The sequence below is a fragment of the Streptomyces odontomachicola genome (genome assembly GCF_039605595.1).
In the GTDB taxonomy this organism is placed as follows: Bacteria; Actinomycetota; Actinomycetes; order Streptomycetales; family Streptomycetaceae; genus Streptomyces.
The window spans coordinates 393,735-408,464 of sequence record NZ_JBCFOK010000005.1; the positions used below are offsets into that span (position 1 = coordinate 393,735).

Genomic DNA, 14,730 nt, shown 5'->3' on the forward strand with positions numbered 1-14,730 from the left:
CCCGTTCGGGCCGCGCACGTCGCTTCCGGTGCTGTGAGCGGGCCGGAGTTCTCGCGGGAGCCCGAGGCCGCGCCCGTACAGGAGGCGCCTCCGGGCGGACGCCGGGGCAGCAGGTACGGGCGGTATCTGCGGCACGGCTTCACCGACCCCGCGGCGGCGCAGCGGCTCTTCGACGAGGCGGTGCTGGATCCCGTACGGGACGATCCCGCGCTGCTCGACGCGCTGGGCGGCACGGCCGACCCGGACGAGGCGCTGCTCGGGCTCGTGCGGCTGGCCGAGGCGGCCGAGGGCTCGGGGGAGCGGCAGACGCTGCTGGACACGCTGCGCACCAGCAAGCCGCTGCGGGACCGGCTGCTCGGGGTGCTCGGCGCCTCGGCGGCCTTCGGCGACCACCTGGCCAGGCACCCGGACGACTGGCATGCGCTGGTCACCTACGAGTACGTGGACCTGCACCCGGGGATCGAGGAGTTCGAGGCCGCCGTCGGTCCGGCCGGTGACCCGGACGAGCTGCGCAGGCTCTACCGGCGGGCGCTGATGACGGTCGCCGCGCGCGACGTGTGCGGCACCAGCGACCTGCCCGAGACGACCGCCGAGCTCGCGGCGCTGGCCACCGCCACGCTGCGCTCGGCCCTCGCGATCGCCGCCGCCGAGGCCCCGGAGGACGCGGCGGCCTGCCGGCTCGCGGTCGTCGGCATGGGCAAGTGCGGCGGCTGGGAGCTCAACTACGTCTCGGACGTGGACGTCATCTACGTGGCCGAGCCCGCGGAGGGCGTGGAGGAGTCCCCGGCACTCCAAGCGGCCACGCGGCTCGCCTCGCGGATGATGCGGATCTGCTCCGACGTCACGCCCGAGGGCACCATCTGGCCGGTCGACGCCAACCTCCGCCCCGAGGGCCGCAACGGACCCCTCGTGCGGACGCTGTCCTCGCACGTCGCGTACTACCAGCGCTGGGCCAAGACCTGGGAGTTCCAGGCCCTGTTGAAGGCCCGTCCTGTGGCCGGCGACCTGGCGCTGGGGCAGGAGTACGTGGAGGCCGTCGGGCCCATGGTGTGGCAGGCGGCCGAGCGCGAGAACTTCGTGCCGGACGTGCAGCAGATGCGCTCCCGCGTCGTCGCCGGGATCCCCGCGGCGCAGGTCGACCGCGAGCTCAAGCTCGGTCCCGGCGGGCTGCGCGATGTCGAATTCGCCGTGCAGCTCCTGCAGTTGGTGCACGGCAGGTCGGACGCGACGCTGCGCAGCCCCACCACGCTGGAGGCACTGGCCGAGCTCGCCGCCGGCGGCTATGTGGGGCGGGTCGACGCGGCCGAGCTGGACGCCTCGTACCGCTTCCTGCGGACCATGGAGCACCGCATCCAGCTCCACCAGCTCCGGCGCACCCATCTGATGCCGGAGTCGGAGGCCGACCAGCGGCGGCTCGCGCGCTCGCTGGGCTTCCGCAGCGAACCGGTCGCCGAGCTGCAGAAACAGTGGAAGCGGCACGCGGCGGCCGTGCGGCGACTGCACGAGAAGCTGTTCTACCGCCCGCTGCTGGACGCCGTCGCGCAGCTCGACATCGGCGAGGCGCGGTTGTCGCCGCGCGCGGCCCGGCAGCGCCTGGAGGCACTGGGGTACGCGGACCCGGCCGCAGCCCTGCGCCATCTGGAGGCGCTGGCCAGCGGCGTCAGCCGGAAGGCGGCGATCCAGCGGACGCTGCTGCCGGTGCTGCTCGGGTGGTTCGCGGATTCGGCCGACCCGGACGCCGGGCTGCTCAACTTCCGCAAGGTCTCGGACGCGCTGGGCAAGACGCCCTGGTATCTGCGGCTGCTGCGCGACGAGGGCGCCGCTGCCGAGAACCTCGCGCGCGTGCTCTCCGCCGGGCGCTTCGCCCCCGACCTGCTGCTGCGCGCGCCCGAGGCGGTGTCCCTGCTCGGCAGCGCGGACAGCCTCGTACCGCGCGAGCACGCCGCGCTCCACCAGGAGGTGCTGGCCGCCGTCGGCCGCGCGGACGGCGCCGAGCAGGCGGTGGCCGCGGCCCGGGGGGTGCGGCGCCGCGAGCTGTTCCGTACGGCGGCGGCGGACATCATCGGTGCGTACGGCACCGACGAGACCCCCGTCGCGGATGACCCGGCGCCCGCCGTGGACCGGGTCGGCAACGCGATCACCGGCATCAACGCCGCCACCCTCGCGGGCGCGCTGCGCGCGGCGGTGCGCGAGCAGTGGGGCGAGGAGCTGCCCTGCCTGTTCAGCATCATCGGCATGGGGCGCTTCGGCGGGCACGAGATGAGCTACGGCTCGGACGCGGACGTGCTGTTCGTGCACGAGCCGCGCGAGGGGGTGTCCGAACACGACGCGGGGAAGGCCGCGTTCGCCGTGGCCACCGAGATCCGCAGGCTGCTCCAGCTACCCAGCGCCGACCCGCCGCTGCTGATCGACGCGGACCTGCGCCCGGAGGGCAAGTCCGGCACCCTGGCGCGCTCGCTCACCTCGTACGCCGCCTACTACCGGCGCTGGTCGGTCGTCTGGGAGAGCCAGGCGCTGCTGCGCGCCGAGCCGCTGGCCGGCGACGCGGACCTGGGGCGCCGCTTCACCGAACTGATCGACCCGCTGCGCTATCCGGCCGAGGGCCTGAGCGAGGAGTCGGTACGCGAGATCCGGCGGCTCAAGGCGCGGATGGAGTCCGAGCGGCTGCCGCGCGGGGCCGACCCGACCACCCACACCAAGCTGGGCCGCGGCGGCCTCACCGACGTCGAGTGGACGATCCAGCTCCTCCAGATGCGGCACGGCGCGACCGAGCCCGGCCTGCGCACGACCCGCACCCGCACCGCGCTGGCCGCGGCGCGCGAGGCGGGGCTGCTGGATCCGGAGGACGCCGAGACCCTCGACGAGGCGTGGCTGCTGGCGACCCGCGTACGCAACGCGACCCTGCTGGTACGGGGCAGGGCCGGCGACACCTTCCCCTCCGAGCCCCGCGAACTGGCCGCCGTGGGCCGCTACCTGGGCTACGACCCGGGCCACGTGGGCGACATGGTCGAGGACTACCGCCGCACGACCCGCCGCTGCCGCGCGGTGATGGAACGCCTGTTTTACGAGGGCTGAGCGCGTGGTAGGTGGGCTGAGCGCCCCTGACCCGCCTGTGGTCCCGCCGGCCTGCGATGGCGAGTTCCCATTCGCCTCGCCGCAGCGACGGGGCTGCTCCCGCCGCCACGGCGGCGAAACCCCCGCCCCGCCTCGCCGGGGGCGGAGACCCCTTTTCCGCCGCGGCGGAAAGCGCGTCGAGCGGATCCGCCCGGCGGTGTCAGCGCAGCTCGCGCTTCGACCGCCGGCGGCTGCCGCTGGGCTGCTTGCCGCTGCGGCGGGAGAAGGGTTTCGCTGCGAGGCGGGTGAGGAGCCGCCGTGCGGCGGGCACGGGGTTCGCCGCAGTGGGGGCGGAGACCCCTTTTCCGCTGCTTGCCGTTGCGGCGGGAAGGGATTTTCGCGGGGCGGCGGAGCCACGCCATTGCCGCCCGGCACGTGACGAGGGGTCAGCCCGTCGCAGGTGTTGCCGGTGCAGGCACCAGCTTGGGGAGTCGGTAGGAGAAGCGGCCGTACCACGCGTAGGACATCAGGAAGCCGAAGGCGAGGCAGAGCAGGCCGCCCACCGCGTCCAGCCAGAAGTGGTTCGCCGTACAGACGATGACCACCAGCGTCGAGAGCGGATACAGCGCGCCGAGTACCTTCCCCCACAGCGGCCGCGCCAGCATCACTATCGTGACCCCGCACCACATCGACCAGCCGATGTGCATCGAGGGCATCGCGGCGTACTGGTTGGACATGTCGGCGAGGTTCCCCGAGGCCATCGAGCCCCAGGTGTCGTGCACCCGCACCGTGTCCACGAAGTCCCCGCCCGCCATCAGCCGCGGCGGCGCCAGCGGGTAGAGGTAGTAGCCGAGCAGGGCGACGCCGGTGGTGGCGAAGAGGACCAGCCGGGTCGCGGCGTACCGCCCCGGATGCCAGCGGTAGAGCCACACCAGGACGGCGATGGTCACGATGAAGTGCAGCGTCGCGTAGTAGTAGTTCATCGTGACGATGAGCCAGGTGACACCGTTCACCGCGTGGTTGACGGACTGTTCGACGGCGATCCCGAGCAGGTGCTCGGTGCGCCAGATCCAGTCGGCGTTCGCCAGCGCCTGCGCGCGCTGCTCGGGCACGGCGTTGCGGATCAGGGAGTACGTCCAGTAACTGACGCCGATCAGCAGGATCTCGAACCAGATCCGCGGCCGGCGCGGAGAGCGCACCCGCGCGATCAGCGAGTGGCGGGTATGCGCGGCCGCCGTCCCGGTGGCCGCCACCTCCCCTGGGTGTGCGGCGGCCGTACGGCTTTTGTCCCTGATGCTCGTCGGTGCCCCCATAGCGGACCAGTCTGCCAGAATCGGACCGATCGGCGATCATCCTCCGGTCGGGTATTTAGGCCGTTTCCGTCCTCCCTGTGACCGAGGGCTTAGCGGAGGTTTCGGGGATGTTCTCCGGGTGATCACTTAGGGGTGCTCCCGGTGTGCTCTGCGCGCCGCAGGAGGCGGTGGAGCCGCGCACCACCAGCTCCGGGAGGAACACGAACTCGCTGTGCGGCGCCGGGGTCCCGCCGATCTCCTCCAGCAGCGCCCGCACAGCGGCCTGGCCCATCGCGGTGACCGGCTGGCGGATGGTGGTGAGCGGCGGGTCGGTGAAGGCGATCAGCGGCGAGTCGTCGAAGCCGATGACGGAGACCTCCTCCGGCACGGAGAGCCCGCGCTGCCGCGCCGCGCGTATCGCGCCGAGCGCCATCATGTCGCTCGCGCACACCACCGCCGTGCACCCGCGGTCCAGCAGCGCGGAGGCCGCGGCCTGGCCTCCCTCCAGCGTGTAGAGGGAGTGCTGCACCAGGCCCTCGGCCTCGGGGGAGGCCACGCCGAGCTGCTCGTTCATGCTCCGCGCATAGCCCTCGATCTTCCGCTGGACCGGCACGAAGCGCTCGGGACCCAGTGCGAGCCCGATGCGCCGGTGGCCCAGCGACGCGAGGTGGGTGACCGCCAGACGCATGGCGGCCCGGTCGTCCGGCGAGACGAAGGGCGCCTGCACCTTGTCGGAGAAGCCGTTGATGAGGACGAAGGGGACGCCCTGGCCGCGGAGCTGCTCATAGCGGCGCATGTCCTGGGTGGTGTCGGCGTGCAGCCCGGAGACGAAGATGATCCCGGAGACCCCGCGCTCCACCAGCATCCCGGTCAGCTCGTCCTCGGTGGAGCCGCCGGGGGTCTGGGTGGCCAGCACCGGGGTGTAGCCCTGGCGGGTCAGGCCCTGCGCGATGACCTGCGCGAAGGCGGGGAATATCGGGTTCTCCAGCTCCGGGGTGATCAGTCCGACCAGGCCCGCGCTGTGCCGGCGCAGCCTGCCGGGGCGCTCGTACCCGAGGACGTCGAGGGCGGCGAGTACGGATTCGCGGGTGGCCGCCGAGACGCCCGGCTTGCCGTTCAGCACCCGGCTGACCGTCGCCTCGCTGACCCCCGCCTGCGCTGCGATGTCAGCTAGCCGTGCGGTCACGGCAAGGGACCTTACAGGGCCCGCCTCACACTGCCCACCATGTGCACGAATCGGCCGGGAGCAGCGCACGGGCGCCCTCGACGGAGGGCGCGGCGGAGGACAGCAGCAGCCGTCCCGGTACGGGGAACTCCGCTTCCGTGGCACGGGTGTTGAGCACGCAGACGAAGCCGGGACGGGACAGCGCGAGCACCCCTTCGGGAGCGTCCAGCCACTCCATGGGGCCGTCGCCGAGCCCCGGGAGCTCGCGGCGCAGGGCGAGCGCCGCGCGGTACAGCTCCAGAGTGGAATGCGGGTCGCCGGTCTGCGCCGCGACCGAGAGCCGCTTCCACTCCTCGGGCTGCGGCAGCCAGCTACCGCCGGGCCCGAAGCCGTACGGGGGCGCGTCGCCGTGCCAGGGGAGCGGCACCCGGCAGCCGTCCCTGAACCCCTCCTGGCCCTCGCCGCGGAAGAACGCGGGGTCCTGGCGCACCTCGTCGGGCAGCTCGGTCACCTCGGGAAGGCCCAGCTCCTCGCCCTGGTAGAGGTACATCGAGCCGGGCAGCGCGAGCAGCAGCAGCGCCGCGGCGCGCGCCCGCTCGGTGCTGCCGAGGCGGGTGGTGTGCCGCACCACGTCGTGGTTGGAGAGCACCCACGTGGTGGGGGCGCCGACCGAGGTGGTGGCCGCCATGGACTCCTCGATGACCGCGCGCATCTCGGCAGCGTCCCAAGGGCAGTGCAGGAACTGGAAGTTGAACGCCTGGTGCAGCTCGTCGGGGCGTACGTACAGGGCGAGGCGCTCGGAGTTCGGCGCCCAGGCCTCGGCGACGCCGATGCGCTCCTGTCCCGGCGTGCCGCTCCAGGAGTCGAGCAGCCGCCGCCAGGAGCGGTGGATCGCGTGCACCCCGTCCTGGTCGAAGAACGGCAGCTCCTGCGCGCCGATCAGCTTGGCCTGCTCCTTGCGGCCGATGTCCGGCAGCCCCGGCGCCTTGACCATGCCGTGCGCGACGTCGATGCGGAATCCGTCGACGCCCAGCTCCAGCCAGAACTGCAGTACGGAGGCGAACTCGGCGTGCACCTCCGGGTTCTCCCAGTTGAGGTCGGGCTGCTCGGGGGCGAAGAGGTGCAGGTACCAAGGCCCCGGGGTGCCGTCGGGCTCGGTGACACGGGTCCATGCGGGACCGCCGAAGACCGACTCCCAGTCGTTGGGCGGGAGTTCGCCGCCGGCGCCGCGGCCGGGGTGGAAGTGGTAGCGGGCCCGCGCCTCCGGGGCGCCCTCCAGGGCCTGCCGGAACCACGCGTGCTGGTCGGAGGTGTGGTTCGGCACGATGTCCACGATCACGCGCAGGCCCAGCCGGTGAGCCTCGCGCACCAGGTCGTCGGCGTCCTGGAGGTCGCCGAAGCGGGGGTCGACGGCGCGGTAGTCGGCGACGTCGTAGCCGCCGTCGGCCTGCGGCGAGGAGTAGAAGGGCGTGAGCCAGACCGCGTCCACGCCGAGCCCCGCCAGGTGCGGCAGCCGCTCGCGGATGCCGGGCAGGTCGCCCACGCCGTCGCCGTCGCTGTCGGCAAAGGAGCGCACGTACACCTGGTAGATCACCGCGTCGCGCCACCAGCCCCGCGCTGAGCGGGAGTCGGGGCCGTGCGCGGCGAGGGGGCGGATGGCGTGCTGGGGCATGGAGCATCCCTATCGGCTCGGGGCGGCAACGGGTCACCGGCGGTGGAAGCGCTGTCACGGGACTCAACGCGGAGTGGACACACAGGTCACCCGCGTCGGCGCCCGGCGGCCGAACGTAGCAGCGCCCGAATCGCGTTCGGAAGGTCTTGCTGCCAACTTGCAGAAAATTGCCGCAAGGTCTTTCGGCGGCCTTTCGGCGCTGTTACGTTCCTGCGCAACTCGGCGCCGTCCGGGCGCAGATGAGATCCGCTGCCGTGATCCGCGGCGGATCCGGAACGGATCTGGGAGGAACGACATGCGGCGTGGGAAAGCAGTCTCCGCGGCGGTCGCGGGGGCCGCGGCGCTCGCCCTGACGGCGACGGCCTGCGGCGGGGGCGCCGCTGACGGCGCGGGCAACAACAGCGGCGCGGGCAGCGAGATCAAGGGCACCGTGACCTACTGGGACACCTCGAACGACGCCGAGAAGGGCACGTACAAGAAGATCGCCGAGGACTTCGAGAAGAAGCACCCGAAGGTCGACGTGAAGTACGTGCACGTGAACTTCGGCGACGCCGCGCAGAAGTTCAAGAACGCCGCGGGCGGCAACTCCGGCGCCCCGGACGTGATGCGTACCGAGGTCGCCTGGGTCGCCGACTTCGCGCACCTGGGCTACCTGGCCCCGCTGGACGGCACCCCGGCGCTGGGCGACGACCAGGACGACTTCCTGCGCAACGCCGCGGGCAGCACGCGCTTCGAGGACAAGACGTACGCGGTCCCGCAGGTCACCGACACCCTCGGGCTCTTCTACAACAAGCGGCTGCTCAAGAAGGCGGGCGTCGGAGTGCCCGGGTCCTTCGCCGAGTTGAAGAAGTCGGCGAAGAAGATCAAGTCGAAGACCGGGGCCACCGGGCTGTACCTGCGCGGGGACGACCCGTACTGGTTCCTGCCCTACCTGTACGGCGAGGGCGGCGATCTGGTGGACGCCACCGCGAAGAAGGTGAAGGTCGACGACCCGGCCGGGGCCAAGGCGTTCGCGACCATGAAGGACCTGGTGGACTCCGGGGCCGCCATGACCGACAGCAGCGACGGGCAGGAGAACCAGCTCAAGGCCTTCCAGGACGGCAAGGCCGCGATGATCGTGGACGGCCCCTGGGACATCGCGGGCGCCCGCGAGGGCAAGGAGTTCAAGGACCCGGAGAACCTGGGCGTCGCTCCCGTACCGGCAGGCAGCAAGGCCCAGGGCTCCCCGCAGGGCGGCTGGAACCTGTCGGTCTACGCGGGAACCAAGAACATGCGCACGGCGCAGGAGTTCGCCAAGTACATGGGCTCGGCCGAGGTGCAGGAGCGCACCGCGAAGGAGCTGAGCCTGCTGCCGACCCGCAAGTCGGTGTACGCGAAGCCGTCCGTGCAGAAGAACGAGATGGTGAAGTTCTTCAAGCCCGCCGTCGACAAGGCGGTGCAGCGCCCCTGGATCGCCGAGGGCAACTCGCTCTTCGAGCCGATACGCACCCAGGTGGACGCCGTGCTGGCCGGGGGCAAGAAGCCGGAGGAGGCGGCGGCCACCACCGGTGACGAGTTCCGCAAGCTGCTCAAGGGCTACAAGTGAGCGCGGTGGACACGGCCACGAACGCACAGGCCGACGCACCGGCGCGGAGCCCCCGCAATGCCGCGCCGCGCACACCCGGCCGGCCACGGAAGCCCCGCCCCGGCCTCGTACGCCGGACATGCGGAAGGCACTGGTACGCCTGGGCCATGGTCGCCCCGGTCGTGCTGGTCATCGGGCTGATCGTCGGCTATCCGCTGCTGCGCGGCGTCTGGCTCTCGCTCACCGACGCCGACGAGGCGAACGTCGAGCGGACCATCGGGGTGAACCACCTGCCCGCGACGTACAAGTTCACCGGGCTCGACAACTACGCGGCGATCCTCGGCGACTCCGTCTTCTGGGAGCGGCTGGGGTGGACCGCTCTGTGGACGGTGGGGTGTGTGAGCACCACGTTCCTCACCGGGCTGTGCCTGGCGGTGATGCTCAACAGGCAGGTGCGGGGCCGGAGTTTCTACCGGATCGCGATGATCGTGCCCTGGGGCATCCCGGCCTTCGTCTCGGTCTTCGCCTGGAAGATGCTCTTCAACGAGAAGAACGGCATCCTCAACCAGGTGCTCGACGGCGGCGGAATCCCCGCCGTCCCCTGGCTCGGCGACCCCGTCTGGGCCAAGGCCGCGGTGATCGCGGTCAACGTCTGGCTGGGCGTCCCCTTCATGATCGTGGCGCTGCTCGGCGCCCTCCAGGGGATACCGGGCGAGCTGTACGAGGCCGCGTCGATGGACGGCGCGAGCCCCTGGCAGCGGTTCACCAACGTCACGCTGCCGGGCGTGCGTTCGGTGAGCAGCACGGTGGTGCTGCTGAGCACGATCTGGACGTTCAACATGTTCCCCGTCATCTACCTGCTCACCAAGGGCGGTCCCGAGGACTCCACGGAGATCCTGGTGACCTACGCCTTCCGGCTGTCCTTCGTGAACTCCCCGCGGGACTTCGGCACCTCGGCCGCCTGGGGCGTGCTGATCCTGCTGCTGCTCGCGCTGTTCACCGTCGTCTACCGCCGTGCGCTGCGCCGGCAGGGGGAGGTGTGGTGACCGTGGCCGCCACCCGTCGCCGTTCACCGCTGGACCGCTCGCCGCTGGCCTCGTTCGGGCTGCACGCGGGGCTGCTGGCCGCGACCGCCGTGGCCCTGTTCCCGCCGCTGTGGCTGCTGGTGACCTCGTTCAAGCCCAACAGCGAGGCGTTCTCCACGTCGCTGGTCAAGAGCTTCACGCTGGGCAACTACACGCACGTGGTGCGGGACACCTATTTCCTTACGTGGTTCGGCAATTCGCTCATCGTCGTGTTCGGCACCACCGTGATCGGCGTCTTCGTCGCGGCCACCACCGGCTACGCGCTCAGCAGGTTCCGCTTCCCCGGGATGCGGCCGCTGATGTGGGTGCTGCTGGTGACCCAGATGTTCCCGATGGCGGTGCTGATCGTGCCGCTCTACAACACGATGGCCACGCTGGGGCTGCTCAACCAGCCTGTGGGGCTGATCCTCACGTACCTCACGGTCGCGGTGCCGCTGTGCGCGTGGCTGATGAAGGGCTTCTTCGACACCATTCCGGTCGCGATCGACGAGTCGGGGAGGGTGGACGGGCTCAGCCCGTTCGGCACCTTCTGGCGCCTGGTGCTGCCGCTGGCCAAGCCGGGCCTCGCGGTCGCCGGCTTCTACACCTTCGTCACCGCCTGGGCCGAGGTCGCGTACGCCACCGCCTTCATGACGGGGGAGGAGAACCTCACGCTGGCCGGCGGCCTCCAGACCTTCGTCAACCGGTACGGCGCCGACTGGGGCTCCATGACCGCGGCCGCCGTGATCATCGCGGTGCCCGCCGCGCTGGTCTTCGGCTTCGCGCAGCGGCACCTCGTCGCGGGGCTCACGGCCGGGGCGACGAAATCGTGAGCGGGGCCGCAGGGAGAGCGGCGACCGAGGAGGTGGCGAGGGCACCCGTCTCCGCGCCCTCCACCGCGTCGGTCCCCACCGCCCGCCTCGCCGACATCGCCCTGCACGCCGAGGTCAGCGAGGCCACCGTCAGCCGGGTGCTCAACGGCCGGGCCGGGGTGGCCTCGGCGACCCGGCAGCGGGTGCTCGCCGCGCTCGACATGCTGGGGTACGAGCGCCCCGTACGGCTGCGGCAGCGCAGCGCCGGACTGGTCGGGCTGGTGATCCCTGAGCTGACCAATCCGATCTTCCCGGCGTTCGCGCAGATCATCGAGCAGGCGCTCTCGGGGTACGGCTACACCCCGGTGCTCGGCACCCAGATGCCCGGCGGCGCGACCGAGGACGAGCTCGTGGACCAGCTCGTGGAGCGCGGCGTGACCGGCATCGTGTTCCTCTCCGGGCTGCACGCCGACACCTCGGCCGACCCGGCGCGCTATGCGCGGCTCGCCTCGCGCGGTGTGCCGTTCGTGCTGATCAACGGCTACAACCCGGACATCGCCGCGCCCTCGGTCTCGCCCGACGACCGCGCGGCTGCCGCCATCGCCGTGCGCCACCTCGCCGAGCTGGGCCACCGGCGCATCGGCCTGGCCGTAGGCCCCGCGCGCTTCGTGCCCGCGCTGCGCAAGGCGGAGGGCTTCGCGGCGACGCTGGACGAGCTCAACGCGCTCCCCGCGCCCAACGGGCCCGGCGGGCAGGGGAGTTACCCGGTACGGGGCGCCGTGCGGCACACCCTGTTCACCGTCGAGGGCGGCGAGGCGGCGGCCGGCGCGCTGCTCGACGAGGGCTGCACGGGCCTGGTGTGCGGCAGCGACATGATGGCGCTCGGCGCGGTGCGGGCCGCGCGCCGCAGGGGGCTTGAGGTGCCCCGCGAGGTGTCGGTGGTCGGCTACGACGACTCGGCGCTCAACGCCTTCACCGACCCGCCGCTGACGACCGTGCGGCAGCCCGTACGGGCCATGGCGAACGCGGCCGTGCACGCGCTCCTGGAGGAGACGGGCCATGGCACGGAGGTTCGACAGGCCCCGGAGGTCGGCCAGTTGGCGCGCCCCGAGTTCGTCTTCCAGCCCGAACTGGTGGTGCGCGGCTCCACCGGCCCGGCCCCCGCGGGCTGAGGCACACCCACTCCGGTCCGGTCGACCGGGGGCCCTTCCCTGCGGCCCCACGCGCCCGGTCGGCCGGACCGGTCCGACTCCCCAGCGGGCACGCGATGTCGCTCCCGCCTCTCCCCGTACGGAGGCATCCATGACCCTCGCAGCGGTACGCCGCGCGCTCCGACCCCGACCCCGACGCCGTACGAGAGCGCCTGCCCTGACGGCCTGCGCGCTCGCGCTCGCGTTTCCGCTGCTCGGGCCCGCGCCCGGGTACGCGGGCGAGCGCGGCACATCCGGCGCGGGGGACACCGACCTCCGCAAGGCCCGTGTGCAGTGGATCGACCGTTCCACCGTCGCCTGGCCCAAGGGGCTCGGCGACCCGGGCGCCCCGCACCGCCTCGTACACGATCCGGAGGGCGGCCTCGCCGTCGAGGGCGGCCGGCTCACCGGGGGCGGCCGGGCGCTGGAGCTCACCCGCGTACCGGGCGGGCTCGACCCGGAACAGCGACGCGCGTGGCCGCACCTGGCGAAGGGCTATGACGCGTTCCGGGTGCAGGAACGCGACGCGCGGGTACTGCGGGAGGCGCTGCGCGGTCAGGTCGTCGCCACGGCGGGAACGGACGGCGGCGCCGCGGCGGGGGAGAGCGGCGGAGGGACGGAGGGAGGGGACCGCCTCTCCGCCGCCACGGGGGTGCAGCTTCCCGGCGTGCTCGACGACCTGTACGCGGCGAAGGCGTCCCGCGCCGCGCTGGGCCCCGCCTTCCACGGGGCGCGCCGCACCGGGCTCGCGGTGTGGGCCCCGACGGCGCGCGGGGTGCGCGCGCTGGTCGGCGGGCGCTCGGTGCCGATGCGCCGCGATCCGGAGTCCGGGGTGTGGCGGGCCGAGGGCGACTGGCGCGGTGCCGCCTACCGCTACCGCGTCACGGTGTGGTCCCCCGACGCGGGAAAGCTGGTCACCGATGACGTGACCGACCCCTACTCCACGGCGCTGACCGCGAATTCGCGGCGGAGCGTCGCGGCCGACCTGCGGGACCCGCGCCTCGCGCCGCCCGGCTGGGAGGGCCTGCGCAAGCCGCGGGCCACCCCGCTGCGGAACGCGCAGATCCAGGAGCTGCACGTACGGGACTTCTCGCGGGACGACGACACGGTGCCGGCCGAACACCGGGGAAAGTACGGGGCCTTCGCCGACCGCGCCTCCGACGGCATGCGGCACCTGCGCACGCTGGCCCGCGCGGGGACCTCGTACGTGCACCTGCTGCCGGCCTTCGACTTCGGCAGCGTGCCGGAGCGCGCGGGTGAGCGGAGCGGGCCGGGCTGTGACCTGCGGAAACTGCCGCCGGACTCCTCCCGCCAGCAGGAGTGCGTGCGCAAGGGGGCCGCGCGCGACGCCTTCAACTGGGGGTACGACCCGCAGCACTACACGGTCCCCGAGGGCTCGTACGCCTCGGATCCCCAAGGTCCCTCCCGTACACGGGAGTTCCGCGGCATGGTGCAGGGGCTCAACCGTTCCGGGCTGCGCGCCGTCATGGACGTGGTCTACAACCACACCGTGGCGAGCGGGCGTGACCCGCGCTCCGTGCTCGACCGCATCGTGCCGGGCTACTACCACCGGCTGAACGCCGACGGCGCGGTCGAGACCTCCACCTGCTGCTCCAACACCGCGCCCGAGCACGCCATGATGGGCAAGCTGGTCGTGGACTCGGTGGTCACCTGGGCCCGCGACTACAAGGTGGACGGCTTCCGCTTCGACCTGATGGGGCACCATCCGCGGGCCGACATCCTGGCCGTGCGGAAGGCGCTGGACGCGCTCACCCCGGCCCGGGACGGCGTGGACGGGAAGAAGATCATTCTGTACGGCGAGGGCTGGAACTTCGGCGAGGTCGCCGACGACAAGCGCTTCGTGCAGGCCACGCAGAGGAACATGGCGGGCACCGGCATCGCCACCTTCTCCGACCGCGCGCGGGACGCGATCCGCGGCGGCGCCCCCTTCGACGAGGACCCGCGCGTCCAGGGCTTCGCCTCGGGCCTCTCCACAGAACCCAACGCGTCGAAGGCGAACGGCACCCCCGCCGACCAGCGCAGACGGCTGCTGCACTACCAGGACCTGATCAAGCTCGCCCTGAGCGGCAACCTCGCGGGCTACCGCTTCACCGACGCGCGCGGCCGTTCCGTCACCGGCGCCGAGGTCGACTACAACGGCCAGCCGGCGGGGTACGCGAAGGCGCCGGGCGACGCTCTCGCGTATGCCGACGCGCACGACAACGAGACGCTGTACGACGCGCTCGCCTACAAGCTCCCGCCGGGCACCACGGCCGCCGAGCGCGCCCGCATGCAGGTGCTCGGCATGGCCACCGCCGCGCTCTCGCAGGGCCCGGCGCTCTCCCAGGCGGGCTCCGACCTGCTGCGCTCCAAGTCCCTCGACCGGAACTCGTACGACTCGGGCGACTGGTTCAACCCGCTGCACTGGGACTGCCGCCGCGGCAACGGCTTCGGGCGCGGGCTGCCTCCCGCACCCGACAACGAGCCGAAGTGGGGGTACGCGAAGCCGCTGCTCGCCGACCCGCGGCTCACGCCGGGCTGTTCGGAGATCACCGGTGCCTCGGCCGCGTACCGCGACCTGCTGCGCATCCGCACGACCGAACCGGCCTTCGGCCTGCGCACCGCCGCCGAGGTGCAGCGCGCGCTGTCCTTCCCGCTCTCCGGTACGGGGGAGACGCCCGGGGTGATCACCGCCAGGCTCGATGACCTGGTACTGGTCTTCAACGCGACGCCGCGCGGTCGGACGCAGCGGGTGCCGGGGCTCGCGGGAGAGTCGTACGCGCTGCATCCGGTGCAGGCCGCGGGCGCGGATCCGGTGGTGAAGCGGGCGCGGTACGAGAAGGGGAGCGGGACCTTCGAGGTGCCGGGGCGCAGTGTCGCGGTGTTCCAGCGGCGGGGCTGAGGACGGTGGTTGGGC

General features: G+C 72.6%; 9 protein-coding genes. 6 read left to right on the plus strand and 3 right to left on the minus strand.

Translation table 11 applies throughout. From position 1 onward, the window contains the following. Positions 1–33 precede the first annotated feature (33 nt). Entirely contained in the window at positions 34–3,075 is a 3,042-nt protein-coding gene (locus ABEE00_RS11850) for a bifunctional [glutamine synthetase] adenylyltransferase/[glutamine synthetase]-adenylyl-L-tyrosine phosphorylase (protein WP_345745312.1), read from the plus strand. 425 nt (positions 3,076–3,500) lie between these two features. On the opposite strand, the gene ABEE00_RS11855 is transcribed toward ABEE00_RS11850, so the two are convergent. Genes ABEE00_RS11855 through ABEE00_RS11865 form a run of 3 tightly spaced genes read right to left on the minus strand, consistent with a single transcriptional unit; the run spans position 3,501 to position 7,183 of the window. Continuing rightward, positions 3,501–4,367 (minus strand): phosphatase PAP2 family protein, encoded by an 867-nt coding sequence (locus ABEE00_RS11855; protein WP_345745313.1) that lies wholly within the window; start codon positions 4,365–4,367, stop codon positions 3,501–3,503. Positions 4,368–4,422: 55 nt separating this feature from the next. Beyond that, entirely contained in the window at positions 4,423–5,532 is a 1,110-nt protein-coding gene (locus tag ABEE00_RS11860) for a LacI family DNA-binding transcriptional regulator (protein WP_345745314.1), read from the minus strand. A gap of 25 nt (positions 5,533–5,557) precedes the next feature. Continuing rightward, positions 5,558–7,183, minus strand: coding sequence for a glycoside hydrolase family 13 protein (locus ABEE00_RS11865; protein WP_345745315.1), 1,626 nt, complete (start codon positions 7,181–7,183; stop codon positions 5,558–5,560). A gap of 295 nt (positions 7,184–7,478) precedes the next feature. Between ABEE00_RS11865 and ABEE00_RS11870 the strand changes: the two genes are divergently transcribed. From ABEE00_RS11870 to pulA, 5 genes are all read left to right on the plus strand, one after another. Further along, on the plus strand, positions 7,479–8,768 hold the full coding sequence (locus ABEE00_RS11870; RefSeq protein ID WP_345745316.1) for an extracellular solute-binding protein: 1,290 nt from the start codon (positions 7,479–7,481) through the stop codon (positions 8,766–8,768). A 146-nt stretch (positions 8,769–8,914) separates the two neighbouring features. Next, positions 8,915–9,793: a carbohydrate ABC transporter permease gene (locus ABEE00_RS11875; RefSeq protein WP_345745317.1), complete on the plus strand. Its 879-nt coding sequence runs from the start codon at positions 8,915–8,917 to the stop codon at positions 9,791–9,793. Next, the gene (locus ABEE00_RS11880) at positions 9,790–10,644 is read left to right on the plus strand and encodes a sugar ABC transporter permease (RefSeq protein WP_451918552.1); all 855 of its coding nucleotides are present in this window, start codon (positions 9,790–9,792) and stop codon (positions 10,642–10,644) included. The genes ABEE00_RS11875 and ABEE00_RS11880 overlap by 4 nt, the downstream gene beginning before the upstream one ends. 32 nt (positions 10,645–10,676) lie before the next feature. Next, positions 10,677–11,795: a LacI family DNA-binding transcriptional regulator gene (locus ABEE00_RS11885; protein WP_345745319.1), complete on the plus strand. Its 1,119-nt coding sequence runs from the start codon at positions 10,677–10,679 to the stop codon at positions 11,793–11,795. A 130-nt stretch (positions 11,796–11,925) separates the two neighbouring features. Next, positions 11,926–14,715 carry a pullulanase-type alpha-1,6-glucosidase gene (pulA, locus tag ABEE00_RS11890; RefSeq protein ID WP_345745320.1) on the plus strand — a complete coding sequence of 930 codons (2,790 nt, stop codon included), beginning with the start codon at positions 11,926–11,928 and terminating at the stop codon, positions 14,713–14,715. The last annotated feature ends 15 nt before the right edge of the window (positions 14,716–14,730 follow it).

Bases quoted from the DNA above. Each gene is read 5' to 3' on its own strand.
- ABEE00_RS11855 (WP_345745313.1), bottom strand. From the start codon at position 4,367: ATGGGGGCACCGACGAGCATCAGGGACAAAAGCCGTACGGCCGCCGCA.
- ABEE00_RS11865 (WP_345745315.1), bottom strand. From the start codon at position 7,183: ATGCCCCAGCACGCCATCCGCCCCCTCGCCGCGCACGGCCCCGACTCC.
- ABEE00_RS11870 (WP_345745316.1), top strand. From the start codon at position 7,479: ATGCGGCGTGGGAAAGCAGTCTCCGCGGCGGTCGCGGGGGCCGCGGCG.
- ABEE00_RS11875 (WP_345745317.1), top strand. From the start codon at position 8,915: ATGGTCGCCCCGGTCGTGCTGGTCATCGGGCTGATCGTCGGCTATCCG.
- pulA (WP_345745320.1), top strand. From the start codon at position 11,926: ATGACCCTCGCAGCGGTACGCCGCGCGCTCCGACCCCGACCCCGACGC.